The 17,569-nt window shown below is 67.7% G+C and carries 10 protein-coding genes and 5 pseudogenes; 3 read left to right on the top strand and 12 right to left on the bottom strand.

The features are described from left to right. The first annotated feature begins 55 nt into the window (after positions 1 to 55). Positions 56 to 658, top strand: a complete 603-nt coding sequence (locus ACQ858_RS17960; protein ID WP_431273967.1) for a hypothetical protein — start codon at positions 56 to 58, stop codon at positions 656 to 658. Here ACQ858_RS17960 and ACQ858_RS17955 read toward each other — a convergent pair. The 10 genes and pseudogenes from ACQ858_RS17955 to ACQ858_RS17910 form a co-directional block, all read right to left on the bottom strand. Then, positions 655 to 1,170, bottom strand: coding sequence for a MarR family winged helix-turn-helix transcriptional regulator (locus ACQ858_RS17955; protein WP_431273966.1), 516 nt, complete (start codon positions 1,168 to 1,170; stop codon positions 655 to 657). The genes ACQ858_RS17960 and ACQ858_RS17955 overlap by 4 nt on opposite strands. Positions 1,171 to 1,222: 52 nt before the next feature. Beyond that, on the bottom strand, positions 1,223 to 2,947 hold the full coding sequence (locus tag ACQ858_RS17950; RefSeq protein WP_431273965.1) for an acyl-CoA dehydrogenase family protein: 1,725 nt from the start codon (positions 2,945 to 2,947) through the stop codon (positions 1,223 to 1,225). Between the two features lie 69 nt (positions 2,948 to 3,016). Next, positions 3,017 to 4,737 (bottom strand): annotated as a pseudogene (locus tag ACQ858_RS17945) (tannase/feruloyl esterase family alpha/beta hydrolase). A gap of 38 nt (positions 4,738 to 4,775) precedes the next feature. Beyond that, positions 4,776 to 5,504: an ABC transporter ATP-binding protein gene (locus ACQ858_RS17940; protein ID WP_431273964.1), complete on the bottom strand. Its 729-nt coding sequence runs from the start codon at positions 5,502 to 5,504 to the stop codon at positions 4,776 to 4,778. Position 5,505: 1 nt separating this feature from the next. Beyond that, on the bottom strand, positions 5,506 to 7,314 hold the full coding sequence (locus tag ACQ858_RS17935) for an ABC transporter permease subunit (protein ID WP_431273963.1): 1,809 nt from the start codon (positions 7,312 to 7,314) through the stop codon (positions 5,506 to 5,508). Position 7,315: 1 nt separating this feature from the next. Beyond that, positions 7,316 to 8,355: pseudogene (locus tag ACQ858_RS17930) on the bottom strand (branched-chain amino acid ABC transporter permease). Between the two features lie 31 nt (positions 8,356 to 8,386). Further along, positions 8,387 to 9,529, bottom strand: coding sequence for an ABC transporter substrate-binding protein (locus tag ACQ858_RS17925; RefSeq protein ID WP_431273962.1), 1,143 nt, complete (start codon positions 9,527 to 9,529; stop codon positions 8,387 to 8,389). A 36-nt stretch (positions 9,530 to 9,565) separates the two neighbouring features. Then, positions 9,566 to 10,330: an SDR family NAD(P)-dependent oxidoreductase gene (locus ACQ858_RS17920; RefSeq protein ID WP_431273961.1), complete on the bottom strand. Its 765-nt coding sequence runs from the start codon at positions 10,328 to 10,330 to the stop codon at positions 9,566 to 9,568. Continuing rightward, positions 10,327 to 12,237, bottom strand: coding sequence for a feruloyl-CoA synthase (locus ACQ858_RS17915; protein WP_431273960.1), 1,911 nt, complete (start codon positions 12,235 to 12,237; stop codon positions 10,327 to 10,329). Before ACQ858_RS17915 ends, ACQ858_RS17920 begins: the two co-directional genes overlap by 4 nt. A gap of 140 nt (positions 12,238 to 12,377) precedes the next feature. Then, a pseudogene (locus tag ACQ858_RS17910) lies at positions 12,378 to 13,147 on the bottom strand (crotonase/enoyl-CoA hydratase family protein). A gap of 115 nt (positions 13,148 to 13,262) precedes the next feature. On the opposite strand from ACQ858_RS17910, the gene ACQ858_RS17905 reads away from it, so the two are divergent. Continuing rightward, entirely contained in the window at positions 13,263 to 14,132 is an 870-nt protein-coding gene (locus ACQ858_RS17905; protein WP_431273959.1) for an amidohydrolase family protein, read from the top strand. Positions 14,133 to 14,253: 121 nt separating this feature from the next. Here the strand turns inward: ACQ858_RS17905 and kefC are convergent. Together kefC and ACQ858_RS17895 are read right to left on the bottom strand one after the other, a co-directional pair. Next, positions 14,254 to 16,082, bottom strand: a pseudogene (gene kefC / locus ACQ858_RS17900) (glutathione-regulated potassium-efflux system protein KefC). 2 nt (positions 16,083 to 16,084) lie between these two features. Next, positions 16,085 to 16,723 carry an NAD(P)H-dependent oxidoreductase gene (locus ACQ858_RS17895; RefSeq protein ID WP_431276893.1) on the bottom strand — a complete coding sequence of 213 codons (639 nt, stop codon included), beginning with the start codon at positions 16,721 to 16,723 and terminating at the stop codon, positions 16,085 to 16,087. 67 nt (positions 16,724 to 16,790) lie between these two features. Here ACQ858_RS17895 and ACQ858_RS17890 point away from each other — a divergent pair. After that, positions 16,791 to 17,410 (top strand): annotated as a pseudogene (locus tag ACQ858_RS17890) (ParA family protein). The last annotated feature ends 159 nt before the right edge of the window (positions 17,411 to 17,569 follow it).

Raw genomic sequence — 17,569 nt, 5'->3', positions numbered from 1 at the left:
TGTAATGCAAATATCTACGATTGTCGTGAAGTCGGCGTGTGGGCAGAATTTCGGCATGTCCGCCCCGTCGACGACACCCGCCAATCTCAATGACGATGAGCTTCAGAACCTCGCGTCGGAGTGGCGTATCCGCGCGATGCAGGGCGATCAGCTTGCGCATCGCATGGCGCAGGCGCTCGAGGCGGAGCAACGCCGCCGCATTCGCGATACCGGCCTGCAGACCCTGCCGCCGGCCGCTTCCTCGATGTATTTGCGCAAGACGCCCTGGTGGGAAGTTCTGGTGAGCACGATTGATTTCGGTATTGGCTTGGCGTTGCTGAGCCTGTTCGGTGCGACTTTCCTGTCCAATCTCCTCGCCTACTTTCGCGACAAGGCGCGTGTGGTCGATCCGATCACGCGCGAGGCCCGCGAGCTCCTGATGCGCGAGAGCGCCGCGCCGGTGCCGGACTGCCCGACCTTGTCGCCGGCGCACTGGGCGCAGCTGGAGGCGATGCAGCCCAGCTGGCGCAAGCCGGCGATGCGGTCGGCGCGCAAGCGCTACGACGCGGCGCGTTCTGCCTACGCGCGCCACGACTTCAATGGCGAGCTCTACTACCCGAACCCCGCGCGCGTCGCCGAGGCCGCGCATGAAGTGCTGCGCATGACGGAGCGCTTCTAGCTGCCGCTTCCCGCACGCGAGGACGGCGGCAGGTAGACCTTCTGCAGCAGACGGATGAGCGTCTCGCGCTCGCGCGCCGTGAGCCGAGCACTCGCATCGGCTTCAAGCTGCGTCACGGTGCGCTCCGCCTCACGGATCAGTTCTTCGCCGGCCGGCGTGAGATGCAGGCCGATCGCGCGCCCGTCGTGCGGATGCGGGCGGCGCTCGATCAGTCCCCGGCTGTCCATCGCGGCGATCAGGCTCACGAGATTGGGCGGCAGGATGTCGAGCGTGGCGCAAAGCTGGCGCGAGGTCGCGCCGGGGTTGTGCGCGAGCAGCGACAGCACCGAGAAGTCCGCCTGCTTGAGCCCGTAGGCGGCCATGCGTTCGGCGAACACCTGGGTCACCACGAGCCACGCCCGACGTGCGTTGTAGCCGACGAAGGTCTCTAGCACGCGGGTATCCAGACGATCGGACCGAGAGGCCTGTGCATGGGGGACGACGGGCGTTGTCTTCTTGCGGGGGGCTGCCATGGCTGCGAGGGTAACTGCCTTCGGGGCGCTTGCGGGCGATTTCCGGAGCAGCTCAATCGGCGGCCGGCAGCGTCACCGCCTCGCAGGCACGCTTGACGATGCCGAGCCGCATCTCGAATTCCGGCAGCACCCAGCGCCGGAAAGCGGCGGCCGGTGCGGCCCAGCGGGCGTCGCCCGGTGCTGCCTGCTCCAGCCGGGCCCAGGCCCAGGCCATGAAGGCCAGCATCACCACGCGCAGGTAGTCGTCGGCCACCTCGTAAGGCAGTTGCACGTCCTTCTGCGCCGCCATGGCGACGGTGGTCGTGAGATAGCGCAGTTGCGCGAGCCGCCGCTGCACGTCGGCATCGATCTCGCGCGAGGCATCGAGCTCGTCGCGCAGTTCGACCAGCAGGCCCGACATGCCGGCGCCGCCGTCGGCGAGCACCTTGCGCACCAGCAGGTCGATGGCCTGGATCTCGTTGGTGCCCTCGTAGATCATGGTCACGCGCGAATCGCGCACCACCTGTTCGATGCCCCACTCGCGCACGTAGCCGTGGCCGCCGAACACCTGCAGGCATTCGCTCGCGCCCGTGAAGGCCTGCTGCGTGCATGCGGCCTTGATGACCGGCGTGACCAGCGCGCACCAGCGCTGCGCGAGTTCGCGCGCCTTGTCGTCTTCGTCATGGCGCGCGACGTCGAGTTGCACCGCGGTGCGGTAGGCAATGGCGCGCGCACCGTCGATCCATGCGCGCTGCGTGTCGATGATGCGCCGGATCGCCGGGTGCTCCACCACGAGGTCGGCCGCTTCGCCGCCGCGGCTCGCGGGGGCCGGACCCGGCGCACGCATCTGGCGGCGTTCGTGCGCATAGGCATCGGCCTTTTGCCGGGCTGCATCGAGCAGGCCGATGCCCTGCAGGGCGACGTGCAGGCGCGCGGCGTTCATCATCACGAACATCGCAGCGAGCCCGCGGTTCGGCTCGCCGATGAGCCAGCCGGTCGCGTCGTCGAAGCGCATCACGCAGGTCGAGCTGCCGTGCAGGCCCATCTTCTCCTCGATGCGCTCGCAATGCACCGCGTTGCGTGAGCCATCGGGCAGCACCTTGGGCACGAGCACCAGCGAGAGGCCCTTGGGGCCCGCAGGCGCATCCGGGAGGCGACACAGCACGAGGTGGACGATGTTGTCGCTCAGGTCGTGTTCGCCGCCGGAAATGAAGATCTTGCCGCCCGAGACGCGGAAGCTGCTGTCGGGTTGCGCCACGGCGCGTGTGCGCACCTGCCCGAGATCGCTGCCCGCGTGGGCCTCGGTGAGGCACATCGTCGCGAGCCATTCGCCGGTGGCGATCTTCGCCAGGTAGCGCTGCTTGAGCTCGTCGCTGCCGTGGTGGCGGATGCACTCGTAGGCACCGTGCAGCAGGCCGGGCGCCATCGTCAAGCCATGGTTCGCGGCGCTGAGCCACTCGTAGAGCACGGCTTCGAGCACCGAAGGCAGACCCTGCCCACCGTCCTGCGTCGCGGCCGAGAGCGCCGGCCATCCGCCATCGACGAAGGCGCGGTACGCATCGCGAAAGCCCGGTGGCGTGATCACCTTGCCGTCGACCAGCCGGCAGCCGATTTCGTCGCCGTCGCGGTTGATCGGCGCGATGACTTCGGCGACGAACTTGCCGGCTTCCTCGAGCACCTGGCTTTGCAGGTCCTCGTCGAACTCGGCAAAGGCGGGCAGGGCGCGCAGGCGGGGCACGGTGCCCAGCACCGCATTGAGGATGAAGCCCACGTCTTCGGGGCGAGGTTGGTAGTTCATTGGGTAACCTCCGCGCAGCAGCGCTGCGGTATTCGCCTTGGGGCGGCCCGGCGTCTCATGGCAATGACTTCAAGGCGTGCGGGTGCGGCAGGCGAAGCTCGCTGCGGACTCCGTATCGCCGCCGGTGTAGACCGCGACCTGCGGATAGGGGCACAGCGGCCGCGTGCGGCGCGGCGACCAGTCGGCCGGCACCTCGGTATTGACCGCCGACGCGCCGGCGCCGCGCGCGGAGGCGATCACGCGCTCGGGGGCTCGGCCCTGCTCGACCCAGTTCACCAGCGCGGTGAGCATGTCGAACTGGTCGGTGGCCGGACCGCCGGCGCAGTGGTTCATGCCCGGCACCGGGAAGTAGCGTGCGAAGGCCGAGGCATCGCCGCCGTTCGCGCCCTGCAGCCGCTCGTACCAGGCCGCGGTGTCGTCGGACGAGAACACCGGGTCGCTCGTGCCGTGGTAGACGATCATCTTGGCGCCGCGGTCGCGCAGCGTGGACAGGTTCGATGCATCGGGGGCGACATGAACGACATCGCCGATTCGCGGTAGATGCCGCTCGCCGCATCGATCAGCGGCGCGTCCTTGTCCATGTCGAAGCCGAGCGCGAACGGCAGTCCGCCGGGACGGTTCGAGAGCGGCAGCGTCGTGAAGATGAAGCCGACCGCGCCCGCATCGCGCGTCGGCGGGCTCGCGAACTTCCAGTCGCGCCAGTTGCTGCCGGTCACGCCCGAATCGAACGGAAAGCTGTTGTAGATCGGCTTGCCGGCACTGTTGCGCGCGCCGGTGAACACATTGCCGAGGGCCGTCTTCTGCTGCGACGTGAGGCATTGGCCGTCGCGCGCACCGGTGCAGGTCGAAACGTCGGTGTCGAGGTGGGAAGCGGGTCTGGCAGGCCTTCACGTCGGCAACGATGCCGTCTGCAAGCCCGTCGAGCGCATCGCAGCGCGCGAGCACGCGGTCGGCGACCAGCTTCATCTCGGCGGGTGTGAAGGCGCTCTGCAGATCGGGTTGGCCGGCCGCGTTCCTTGCGCTGGCGACCTTGGCGTATTGCTGCGCGCCATAGAGCTGCGCCACCGCGGCGCGCGGCAGGTTGTACCCGGGGTCGCCGGCGAGGACGCCGTCGTACTGGTTCGGTGTCCGCGCCGCCGCGACCATCGCATGCCGCCCGCCGTTGGAGCAGCCGCCGATGTACGACCGGTCGGGGCCGCGTCCGTAGGCCTGCGTGATGAGGTTCTTCGCCATCGGCGTGAGCTGCGCGACCGCGTTGTAGCCGTAGTCCAGGCGCGCCTGCGGATCGATGCCGAAGCGCGGGCCGAGCGAACCCGCATGGCCCGCATCGGAGCTGATGACCGCGAAGCCCATCTGCAGCGCAGTCGTCGCCGGGCCGCCGCCGCCGATCACACCCGTTGCCGGGATCACGACGCCATCGAGCCCGCCATTGGCCTGATAGAAGAAGCGGCCGTTCCATGCGAGCGGAAGGCGCATCTCGAAGCCGATCGCGTAGCGGTTGCCGTCGACGGTGCTCGTGCGTTCGTTCATGTGGCCTTGCACGAGGCAGTGCGCCGGAACCGGAACGCTTGCGTTGCCGACGGTGATCGTGCCCGCCGCGACCGATGAGACCTGTGTGTAGACCGTGCCCGGAAGCGCGGCCTTGCTCGCAAGGTCATTGCAGGACTGCAGCGCGCCGGGCCGCGCAGCGCCGAGCTTCGGCGGCGAGCCCCCGTGCCCGCACATGCAGCGATCAGGGCGGCAGAGCCCAATGCTGTGGTCCACAGAGGCAGCTTCATCCGTGCGTTCATCTTTGCGTCTCCCGGCGACGATTCGCCTTGTTGTCGTCTCAGCGGCGCTTGGCGCCCAGGTAGGTATCGATCACGCGCGAGTCGCTGGCAAGCTGGCGTGCTTCGCCCTCGACACTCACGCTGCCCATCTCCAGCACATAGCCGTGGTCGGCGACTTCGAGCGCCGCGCGCGCGTTCTGCTCGACGAGCAGGATCGTCACGCCGGTCTGGCGCAGCGCGCTTACCGTGCGGAAGATCTCCTGCACCACCAGCGGCGCGAGCCCGAGGCTCGGCTCGTCGAGCATCAGCAGCGAAGGCCGGGACATCAGCGCGCGGCCGACCGCGAGCATCTGCCGTTCACCGCCCGAGAGCGTGCCCGCGAGTTGCGTCCGGCGTTCCTTGAGGCGCGGGAAGATCGTGTAGACCTCGTCGATGCGTTCGCGCCACTGCCGGTTGCCAAGGCGCACCTGGCGAAAGCCGCCGAGCACGAGGTTGTCTTCCACCGGCATCGTGCCGAAGAGCTCGCGCTTCTCGGGCACCAGCGCGATGCCGAGCATCACGCGCTCTTCGAGCGAGAGGCCATCGATCGGCTGGCCGCGGAACTCGATCACGCCCTTGGACGGCAGCACGCCCATCAACGCATTGAGCAGCGTGGACTTGCCCGCGCCGTTGGGGCCGATCACGGTCACGACGCTGCCCTGGCCGGCTTCGAGGTCGATGCCGTGCAGCACCTCGGCGCGGCCGTAGCCGGCGCGCAGGTTGCGGATTCGGAGGAGAGGCGTGGTCATGTCAGTGTTCCGTTCCGAGATACGCCGCGCGCACTTTGGGGCTTTCCTGCACTTCGGCCGGCGTGCCTTCCATCAGGTGCGTGCCGAACTCCATCACCACGATGTGGTCGCAGATGTCCATCACGAGGTCCATGTCGTGCTCGACCAGCAGGATGCTCATGCCTTCGTTGCGCAGCGTGCGCAGCACGTCGGCCAGCGCCTGCTTTTCCTTGTGCCGCAGGCCGGCGGCGGGTTCGTCGAGCAGCAGCAGGGCCGGGTCGGCGCACAGCGCGCGTGCGATCTCCAGCAGGCGCTGCTGGCCCATCGCGAGGTTGCCCGCGAGCTCGTGCACGTAGTCGCCCATGCCGACGCGCTGCAGTTGCCGCTCGGCCTCGCGGAAAAGCTGGCGCTCCTCGGCGCGGTCGGTGTGCAGCATCGCGGCGATCGCGCCCTTGCCGCCGCGCAGATGCGCGCCCAGTGCGACGTTCTCCAGCACCGTCATGTCCGGCACCATCTTCACGTGCTGGAAGGTGCGCGACACGCCACGCTCGGCAATGGCGCGCGATGACAGCCCGCCGATGGCTTCGCCGCGGAAGCGTACGTTGCCGCCCGACAGCGACAGCACGCCGGTGACGAGGTTGAAGGTCGTCGACTTGCCCGCGCCGTTCGGACCGATCAGGCCGACCACCTGGCCCGCGCGCGTCTGGAAGCTGATGTCGTTCACCGCGACGAGGCCGCCGAAGGTCTTGCGGATCGCTTGCACGTCGAGCACCACTTCGCCTTGCGCGGGCTTGGTGCGCGCCGGGAGGTCCGCCGCGTCCTGCCAGTCCACCACGCGTTGCCTGCGCGGCAGGCGCCGGTCGATGAAGTCCCAGAGCCCGTCCGGCAGGTACTTGAGCACCAGCACGATCATGATCCCGAAGACGATGAGTTCGTAGCTGCCGCTGGTGCCGATGAGCTTCGGCAGCAGCACCTGCAACTGGTCTTCGAGCAGCTTGACGACACCGGCGCCGGCGATCGCGCCCCACACATGCGCCGCGCCGCCGAGCACCGTCATGAAGAGGTACTCGATGCCCATCTTGATGCCGAAGGGCGACGGGTTCACCGTCCGCTGGAAGTGCGCGAACAGCCAGCCCGAGACCGACGCCAGCATGGCGGCCAGAACGAAGATGCCGACCTTGTGGCGCAGCGTGTTCACGCCCATGGCCTCGGCCATCTGCGAGCCGCCGGCCAGCGCGCGGATGGCACGACCGCTGCGCGAATCGAGCAGGCGGATCACCGCGAACGCGGCGAGCAGCGCGAAGGCCCACGTGATTGCGTAGAACCCGCGCTGCTGGCCGATGTCGAGGCCGAAGAGCTGCAATCCCTTCACGCCGAGGATGCCGTCGTACTTGCCCAGCGCCTCGAGGTTGCCCATGAGGTAGTAGAGCGACAGCGCCCACGCGATGGTCGCGAGCGGCAGGTAGTGGCCCGACATCCGCAGCGTGATGCCGCCGATGATCGCGGCGCTGATGCCGGTCAGCGCCAGGCCGATGAACAGCGTGAGCCAGGGCGAGAGCCCGTAGTTCACGCTCAGGTACGCGGTCGTGTAGGCACCGATGCCGACGAAGGCCGCCTGCCCGAAGGAGGTGAGGCCGCCCACGCCGGTGAGCAGCACGAGGCCCAGCACCGGCAGCGTGTAGATGCCGATGTAGTTGAGCTGGATGATCCAGAAATCGGGCAGCGGCAGCAGCAGGAGCGCAGCGAGCACGACGACCAGTGCGAGCGGGCCCCAGGTGCGCAGCCGGCTCTTGCGCGTTTGTGCGACGGGGAGATTCAGCGTGGCCTGCATGTCAATGCTCCTCATCCGAGTGGCCGCTGCGCAGCGAGCGCCACAGCAAGACGGGAAGGATGATGGTGAACACGATCACTTCCTTGAACGAGCTGGCCCAGAACGAGCCGAAGGATTCGATCACCCCCACGCCGAGCGCACCGACGAGCGCGCCCGGATAGCTCGCGAGCCCCGCGATCACGCCGGCCACGAAGCCCTTGAGGCCGATCAGGAAGCCCGAGTCGTAGAAGATGGTCGTGGTCGGCCCGATCAGCAGGCCCGACAGCGCGCCGATCAATGCGGCCATCGCGAAGGTGAGCTGCCCGGCCGCTTGCGTCGAGATACCCATGAGCCGCGCACCGAGCCGGTTGACTGCCGTTGCGCGCAGCGCCTGCCGTAGAGCGTGCGCTCGAAGTAGAGCCACAGCATCACGATCAGTGCGGCCGAGGCGAGGAAGATGATGACCGCCTGCCCGTTCACGTTGAGCGGGCCGACGGAGAACCGCTCGTCCCAGAACGGCGGGTTGCGGAAGCCTTCGGCGCCGAAGAACAGCAGGCCCAGTCCGGTCATCGCGAAATGCACGCCGACCGAGACGATCAGCAGCACCAGCGAACTCGCTCCCGCCAGCGACTGGTAGGCCACGCGATAGACCAGCGGCCCATAGGCGGTAACGATGCAGAGCGTGAGAAACGCCTGCACCGCCAGCGGCAGGTTGCGCGGCGCGGCCCACGCCGACACCGCGCAGACGATGGCCGGCAGCGCGAACATGCGCGCGGCCGCCTTGAGCGCCGGCGCGATGCGACCACGGTGCCGCCAGGTGCCGACGAGCTCCATGGCGGCCGCGACGCCCGCGAGGATCAGCAGCAGCCAGACCGTGCCGGGCACCTTGCCGGTCTGGAAGATGGCGAGCGTGAGCGCGCCATAGGCGACGAACTCGCCCTGCGGAATGAAGATGACGCGGGTCACCGTGAACACGAGCACGATGCCCATGCCGAGCAGCGCGTAGATCGCCCCGTTCGTGAGTCCGTCCAGCGTCAGGATGCTGGCAATTGAGAAGTCCATGGCGGGGCTCTGCGCGATTCGCTGGCTGCGTTTACTGGGGTTGCTCGACCTTGAACTGGCCGCCCACGACCTTCAGCATCACGCCGGTTTCGTTGGTGTAGCCCCAGTGGTTCTGCGGCGTCCACTCGAGCACGCCGTGCGCGATCGTGGTGCGGCCCATGGTCTCCAGCGCGTCGCGCAGCGCGGCGCGGAATTCCGGCGTGCCGGGCTTGGCCTTCTTGAGCGCGATCGGCACCGCCTTTTCGAGGATGGTGAGCGCGTCGGCGCTGTGGGCGGCGAACTGGTTGCGCGAGTTCGGGCCATAGGCCTTCTCGTATTCGGTGACGAAGGCGACCGCCTGCTTCTTCGACGGGTGGCTATCGGGCAACTGTTCGGCGACGGTGGCGGGGCCGGAGACCACGAAGGCGCCTTCGGCGTCCTTGCCGGCGGTGCGCATCAGATCCTGCGTCGCGGCGGCGTGCGTCTGGTAGACCTTGCCCTTGTAGCCGCGTTCCATCACCGCCTTCTGGGGCATGCCCGCGCCGCTGCCCGAGGCCACGATCAGGATCGCATCGGGATTGGCCGATGTGAGCTTGAGCACCTGTGCGGTGACGCTGGTGTCGGCGCGGCCGAAGCGCTCGGCCGCGACGATCTTCATCCCGTTCTTCTCGGCCTCGGCGGTCAATGCCTTGAGCCACAGTTCGCCATACGCGTCGGTGTAGCCGAGGAAGCCGATGGTCTTCACCTTCTGGCTCTTCATGTGCTGCACCACCGCGTAGGCCATCACGTCGTTGGACTGCGGCAGGCGGAAGGTCCACTTGTCCTTGCCCGGCGGCAACGCGGCCGGCGACGCGGCGAGCTGCACCGTGCCCGATTCGGCCGCCACGTCGGCCATCGGAATCGCGACCGGCGTCGCGGCCGAGCCGATGATCACGTCGACCTTGTCCTCGGTCACGAGGCGCTGCGCGTCCTTCACGCCGGTGGTCGGGTCGGTGGCGTCGTCCAGGACCACGAGCTTGAGGTTCTCGCCGGCGATGGACTTGGGCCACAGCGCGATCTGGTTCTTCATCGGAATGCCGAGGCCGGAAGCCGGACCCGTGAGCGGCAGCACCACGCCCACGGTGAGGTCCGCATGCGCAATGCCGAAAAGGCCGAGCGCGAGCGCGGCGGCGAGGGTTGCTTTCTTGAAGTTCATGATGACTGTCTCCTTGGGTCGCTACAAAAGTTCGGTTCAGCGGGGCGCCATGCGCAGTGCGCCGTCGAGGCGGATCACCTCGCCGTTGAGGTGGCCGTTGGTGACGATGTGGCAGGCCAGCTCGGCGAATTCCGACGGCTTGCCCAGGCGCGGCGGGAAGGGGATCGATGCGGCAAGCGACTGCTGGACGGGTTCCGGCAGCTCCTTGAGCAGCGGCGTCGCGAACAGTCCCGGCGCGATCGTGCACACGCGGATGCCGTGCTGCGCGAGATCGCGTGCCATCGGCAGCGTCATGCCGACCAGGCCGCCCTTCGAGGCGCTGTACGCCTGCTGGCCCACCTGGCCGTCGAAGGCCGCGACCGATGCGGTGAAGAGCATCACGCCGCGCTCGCCGCCTTCGAGCGGCTCGAGCTTCGCGCAGCGCGCCGCGTACAGGCGGCTGATGTTGTAGGCGCCGATCAGGTTGACGTTGACCACGCGCACGAAGTCCTCCAGCGGTGCGGCGTTGCCGTCCTTGCCCACGATGCGCTTGGCGCTGCCGATGCCGGCGACGTTCATCAGGATGCGCGCGGGGCCGTGCGCGGCCTCGGCCTTGTCGAGCGCCGCGTTGACGCTGTCGGCCTGCGTGATGTCGCAGACGCACGCGATGCCGCCGATCTCGGCCGCGACCTTCTCCGCGAGCGCGGCGTTCACGTCCAGTACGGCGACCTTGGCGCCGAGCCGTGCGAGCTCGCGCGCGGTCGCTTCGCCGAGGCCGGATGCGCCGCCGGTGACCAGTGCGGCTTGTCCTTGGATGTTCATGGCTTGTGTCTCCTTGGGGTGTTACCGGGCTTCAACGTGAAAGGCAGCGCGTCGGTGTGCAGGGCTTCCACCAACTCGGCGCGGTGCTTGAGCACGGCGCGCTGGTTGATCGATCCCTTGTCGGTCACTTCGCCCCTGTCGATCGAGGGCGGCTCCGAAACGATGTGGGCGCGCGCGATGCGGTTGGCGCTGCCGGTGCTCGACGCGGCGAGGGTGTCCAGCAACTGCTGGAGCTTCGCCTGCACCGGTGCGCTTTCGACCACGTCCTGCATCGGCGCGTCGGCTGCGAGACCCGCGAGCTGGCGCATCGCCTGCGTCGGGAAGATCAGCGCGCCGACTTCCTTGAGGTTGATGCCGGTCAGGACCACGTCCTGCACGTAGGGCGCACCGGCGGCGATGATCTTCGCGCGCAACGGGCCGACGCTCACGAAGGTGCCGGTGGCGAGCTTGAAGTCCTCGGCGATGCGGCCGTCGAAGCGCAGGCCGCGGTGCACGTCGCTCTCGTCGATCCACTTCACTGCGTCGCCGGTGCACAGGAAACCTTCCTCGTCGAAGGCCTCGCGCGTGGCTTCCGGCGAGCGCCAGTAGCCGGGCGTGACGTTGGGGCCGCGGTAGCGCACCTCGACCTTGCCGTCAACCTCGATGAGCTTGAGCGTCATGCCCGGCGTGGGCACGCCGACATCGCCGGCGCGCACGTCGGGGCTGTTGATGAACATCGCGGAGGGGCCGGATTCGGTCATGCCGAGGCCGGTCGCCATCACGATGCGCTCGCCGATCTCGGCTTCCTGGATTTCATGGAGGAGGTCCCACACCGGCTGCGCGAGGGCCGCGCCGGAGTAGAAGAACATGCGCACGCGCGACAGCAGCGTCTTGCGCAGCTGTGCATCGGTCCGCATTGCGTTGGCGATGGCCTCGAAGCCGGTCGGCACGTTGAAGTAAACGGTCGGCGCGATCTCGCGCAGGTTGCGCAGGGTCTCGGCCATGCCGGCGGGCGTCGGCTTGCCGTCGTCGATGTAGAGCGTGCCGCCGTGGTAGATCGTGATGCCGACGTTGTGGTTGCTGCCGAAGGTGTGGTTCCACGGCAGCCAGTCGACGAGCACCGGCGGCTCGTCGGCGAGCGAGGGCATCGACTGCGCGATCTGCACCTGGTTGGCGCACCACATGCGCTGCGTGTTGATGACCGCCTTGGGCATCTTGGTCGAGCCCGAGGTGAACAGGAACTTGGTGATCGTGTCCGGCCCGGTGGCGGCCATGGCCGCGTCGACCGCCGGCGTGGCGGGGGTGTCGAGCAGGCTCTGGAACGTGGTGATGGCGCGGCCCGCGAGATCGGGCGAGGGCGTTTCGCGATGCAGCACCACTTCGACATCGGCGGGCACGACCGAAGCGATCGCGCGACCGAAGCGCGCCGCGTCGCTTGCGAACACCAGGCCGGGCGTCAGCGTGTTGAAGATGTGGCGCAGCTTCTCGTAGTCCTGGCTGACGGTCGAATACGCGGGCGATGCCGGGCAATAGGGAATGCCGGCGTAGATGCAGGCGAGCGCGAGCTGCGCGTGTTCGAGGCTGTTCTCGCTCAGGATCATCACCGGCCGCTCGGCGTTGAGGCCGCGGTTGAGCAGTCCCTGGCCGATGCGGCGCGCGTCCTGCAGCACCTTCGCGTAGCTGAGGTGCTGCCACTCGCCGGTGGTGCCGTCGGGCAACTGCTCGCGGCGAGCCATGAAGCTGCGGTCGGGCGCGGTTTCGGCCCAGTGCATCAGGCGGTCGGTGATGCGCTCGGCGTAGCTGCCGAGCGGCTCGGCCGCTTCGAGGTAGCGTACGCCGGCGGCGCCTTCGCGCACGTTGACGTGGCGCACGCCGAAGGTCACCGGACGGTAGCGTGGCGTGATGGTGGGTTGGCGGGTGGCTTGCATGATGGGGCTTGTCTCGTTCGTTCGATTGCGCTGTGGCCAGCTTCAGGAATCCCGCGGAACCGGCTCCGCCGGGCCGCCGGGATTGCCCCCGGAGAGGGTGTGCCCGAGCCACACGCAGTGGGCGAGGCTGGGGGTGAGCCTCATTTCTGGACCTTGTTCGCCTTGCCTTCGAGGAAAGCGCGCACGCGCTCCTTGGCCTCGGGCGCGCTCTGGGCGATGCCGGCCATCAGGGCTTCGGTGAAGAAGCCATGGTCGGCCGGCTGTTCGGCGATGCGCGGCAGCGCGTGCATCAGTGCGTAGTTGGTCAGCGGCGCATTCGTCGCGACGCGCTTGGCGAGTTCGACGGCCTTGTCGAAAGCGGTGCCCTCGGCCACGAGATATTGCGCGAAGCCGGCGCGCTCGCCTTCCTCGGCGCTGTAGACGCGGCCGGTGAGCATCATGTCGGTCATGCGCGCCGCGCCGATCAGCTTGGGAATGCGGACCGAACCGCCGCCGCCGACGAAGATGCCGCGCGAGCCTTCGGGCAGTGCGTAGAAGGTGGTGCTGTCCGCGACGCGGATGTGGCAGGCGCTGGCGAGCTCCAGGCCGCCGCCGACCACCGCGCCGTGCAGCGCCGCGATCACCGGGACCGGGCCGTGCTGCACGAGGTCGAGCGCCGCATGCCGGTGCGCGAATGCAGGAGCCCCTGGCCGGCGTCGCGTTCCTGCAGTTCGGACAGATCGAGCCCGGCGCAGAAATGCGGGCCGTCGCCGTCGACGACTGCCGCGCGCACCGAGGACGGCAGGTTTTCAAACGTGTTGCGCAGCGCGAGGATGAGCGCATCGGACAGCGCATTGCGCTTGCTGGCGCGGGTGAGGCGCACGATGGCGATGTTGTCCTGGATTTCGAGCTGAAGATCGGTGTGGGTCATGATTGCATTCCGGGTTGCGATCGATTATGGTTATGAAAAATAACCAATTCAAGCCGCGTATGAACCCGCGGCATGAGGACTTACCCTAAGCCTAAAACCCGTTGGAGACAACGCCATGGACTACGAGAACCTGATTGCCATCGACACGCACACGCATGCGGAGGTGAGCTGCTGGAATCCCTTCGACAACTACGGAGAGGAATACGACCGCGCGGCCGACAAATACTTCCGATCCAGCCGCCGCCCGACCATCCAGGAAAGCATCGATTACTACCGCGAACGCAAGATCGGCCTCGTGATGTTCATGGTCGATGCGGAATCGAATCTCGGCCGCCGCCGCATTCCGAACGAGGAGATCGCCGAGGCGGCGCAGAAGAACTCGGACATCATGATCGCCTTCGCCAGCATCGATCCGCATAAGGGGAAGATGGGCGCGCGCGAGGCGCGGCGGCTCATCGAGGAGCACGGCGTCAAGGGATTCAAGTTCCATCCGACGGTGCAGGGCTATCACCCCTACGACCGGATGGCCCGGCCGATCTACGAAGTCATCAACGAATACGGCTTGCCGGCGGTGTTCCACACCGGCCACAGCGGCATCGGCTCCGGCATGCGCTGCGGCGGCGGCCTGCGCCTCGAGTACAGCAACCCGATGCATCTCGACGACGTCGCCATCGACTTCCCCGACATGCAGATCGTCATGGCGCACCCGAGCTTCCCGTGGCAGGACGAGGCGCTGAGCGTAGCGACGCACAAGCCCAATGTGTGGATCGACCTCTCCGGCTGGAGTCCCAAGTACTTCCCGAAGCAGCTCGTGCAGTACGCGAACACGCTGCTCAAGGACCGGGTGCTCTTCGGCAGCGACTACCCGCTGATCACGCCCGACCGCTGGATGAAGGACTTCGAGGAAGCGGGCTTCAAGCCTGAGGTGATGCCCGGCATCCTCAAGGACAACGCCGTTCGTCTGCTGAAGCTCGCCAGCGCGTAGGGCTCACCCCCAGCCTCGTCCACTGCGTGCGGCTCTGCACCCCCTTGCAGGGGGCAATCCCGGTGGCCCGGCGAAGCCGGTTCCGCGGGATTTCTGGTATTGGCTGGCGCGGCCCGTGAATCTACGGGCGATCCCAATCCACATGGGACCGCTCTCGCCGCTCCTCGCGCTCGCGCGCCATCTGTTCCTGGAACTGCTGGCGGCCCTCCTTGGCCGCCGCGATCAGCTTGGCGCGGTCCTTGTAGTGCGGATAGGTCTCGTGCATGAGCTGGATGTTGCGCAGGCGGAAGCGCATGGCCGATTCGCGCGCTTCGTGCGCGGGCCAGCCGAGCCCCTCGAGCACCGAGCGGGCGCTGCGCAGCGATGACTCGAACATTTCGCGTTCGACCGTCTCGACCTTGCGGTCGAGGAGATGGTAGACATGCGCCACATTGCGCGCCCGCGCGACGATCTTCGCGTTGGGGAAATGCTCGCGCAGGAGGTCGACGATCTCGAGCGACTGTTCCATGTCGTCCACTGCGACAACGACCACTTTCGCGGTGCCCGCGCCTGCAGTGCGCAGCAGGTCGAGTCGGGTCGCGTCGCCATAGAAAACGCGGAAACCGAACTCGCGCAGGCTTTCGATGGTGTCCGGATCGTGATCGAGCACCGTGATCTTCAGCCCTTGAGCGCTCAGCAAACGGCCGATGATCTGTCCGTAGCGGCCGAATCCGCAGATGACCACCTTCGCGTCCTGCTGCTCGGAGATCTCCTCCATCGTGGTCGGCTTCTGGCTGCCGTGACGCGCCAGCACCCACTTGTCGATCGCCACGAGCAGCAGAGGCGAAAGCAGCATCGACAGCGCGACCGCCCCGATGAGGAACGAGGCCACTTGGGGCGGCAGCACGTCCGGCCCGGCCGCCTGGAACACCACGAAGGCGAATTCGCCGCCCTGCGCCAGCAGCAGCGTGAACACGGGCCGCTGCTGGTGGGGCACGTGCATCAGCTTCGCGAGTCCGTAGATCACGGCGGCCTTCAGCACCATGAAGCCGATGACGACCATTGCCATCAGCAGCGGATGGGCGAGCAGCACGCCGAAGTCGATGCTCATCCCCACCGCGATGAAGAAGAGGCCGAGCAAGAGGCCCTTGAAAGGCTCGATGTCGGTCTCGAGTTCTCGCCGGTACTCGCTTTCGGCCAGCAGCACGCCGGCGAGGAAGGCGCCCAGCGCCATCGACAGGCCGATGGACTGCATCAGCGCGGCGATGGCGACCACCAGCAGCAGCGAGGCCGCCGTGAAGATCTCCGGCGACTTGCTGCGGGCGATCCAGCGCAGCAAGGGCCGCAGGGCCAGGCGGCCGCCGATCACGATGGCGGCGATCACGGCGACGATCTTCAGGCCCTCGACCAGCCGGGCGAATCCGCTCGGGCCCGTGTCGGCGTCGTGGCTGACCGCGAGCAGCGGCAACAGCGCGAGGATCGGAATCGCCGCCACATCCTGGAACAGCAGGATCGAAAAACCCGACTGCCCGCTCGGCGTCTGCAGCAGATTGCGCTCGCCGAACACCTGCAGCGCGATCGCGGTCGACGAGAGCGCAAGCCCGAGTGCGGCCACCAGCGCGACGCGCCAGGGGCCCCGGCCATCCAGCCGGCCAGGAAGAGCACCGCGGCACAGCCCAGCACCTGCGCCGAGCCCCAGCCGAAGATCGGTCCGCGCAGGCTCCATAGCCGCTTGGGTTCCAGTTCGAGGCCGACGAGGAACAGCATCAGCACCACGCCGAACTCGGCGAAATGGAGGATGTCCTCGACGTTCGTCACCAGCCCGAGGCCCCACGGGCCGATGGCAATGCCGGCCGCGAGGTAGCCGATGATCGAGCCCAGCCCGATGGCCTTGGACAGCGGCACGACCAGCACCGCGGCACCGAGATAGATGAGCGAGTTGAGCAGCCAGCCCGGCAGGTGGTGTTCCATCGTCAGGTCTCTTCGTGGCCGACAGGCCGGTCGGTTTCAGGCACAGCGCAGCTCGCGCATCCGTCCAGGTCTTCCAGCTCGGGCCAGCTCGGATAGGTCTGCAGACGGTCCTTGAAGACCGCCACGTGCGCGGCCACGTCCGCTTCCGATGCACGGCGGGCGCCGTGGAGCATCAGCGGCGGCAGGAAGCGCATGCCGCACAGGGTCGCGGTCTGTTCGTAGGGAGGCAGGAAAGCGTCGAAGAAGTAGCGGTTGTAGCGCTGGGGGTGGTAGCTCTCTTCCGGGCCGCCGGTGGTCGCGACGAGCCAGAAATCCTTGCCTTCCAGCTTGTTGCCGCCCCTGCCGTAGGCCCAGCCGTAGCTGAAGACATCGTCCAGCCAGAGCTTCTGCAGCGAAGGCATCGAGTACCACTGGATCGGATGCAACAGCACCAGCATCTCGGCGCGGGCGAGGCGGGCCTGCTCGGTCTTCACGTCGATCGCGTAATCGGGATAGCTGTCGTAGAGGTCGTTGACGTCGACGCCCGGGACCTCGCGCGCTGCTTTCAGCAACTGGATGTTGACGCGTGAATCGCGCCATCGGGGGTGCGCGGCGATCACGTAGATGCGGGATGCGCTTTCCGTACTTGTTGTTGTCGGCATGCCGAGAACATAGCGCACTCGGCGGGCCGCTACCATGACGCCTGTCTTCAGCCTCGAGGAGTCACAGATGCCGGTGGTTCTGGTCGCCAATCCCAAGGGCGGGGTCGGCAAATCCACGCTCGCGACGAACATCGCGGGCTACCTCGCGAGCCGCGGCCATGCGGTGATGCTGGGCGACATCGATCGCCAGCAGTCTTCCAGGCTGTGGCTCAGCCTCAGACCCCCGAGGCGCGTGAGATCAGGAGCTGGGATGCCTCGGAGGACGGCGATGTGGTCCGCCCGCCGCGCGGCACGACGCACGCCGTGCTCGACACGCCGGCCGGGTTCCACGGCTCGCGCTTCAAGGAGGCGGTCGCGCTTGCCGACAAGGTGCTGGTGCCGCTCCAGCCCAGCATCTTCGACATCTACGCGACGCGCGATTTCCTCGACAAGCTGCTTTCGCACCGCCGCGTCGACAAGACGCAGGTCGCCGTGATCGGGATGCGGGTGGATGCGCGCACCCTCGCGGCCGAACGTCTGCGGGAGTTCATCGCCGGTCTCGACGTGACCGTTCTCGGCGAGCTTCGCGACACGCAGATCTACGTGCAGCTTGCGGCTCGCGGGCTGACGCTGTTCGACATTGCCCCGGGCCGCGTTCAACGTGATCTGGAGCAGTGGGAGCCGATCTGCCGCTGGCTGGATCAGTAGCTCGCCCCCAGCCTCGCCCACTTCGTGTGGCTCTGACACCCCCTTCCCGGGGGCGACCCCAGCGGCTCGGCGAAGCCGGTTCCGCGGGGTTTCCCGGCTTGCGCCTGTATTGATGGTTTTCCCTTAGTAAGTCTGTCGCCGCGTGGACATGCGTGGCCG

Source organism: Variovorax ureilyticus (assembly GCF_050632185.1).
GTDB classification, from domain to species: domain Bacteria; phylum Pseudomonadota; class Gammaproteobacteria; order Burkholderiales; family Burkholderiaceae_C; genus Variovorax; species Variovorax ureilyticus_A.
Note: the sequence above shows the minus strand (reverse complement) of the source record. Positions and strands in the feature narration are given on the sequence as shown.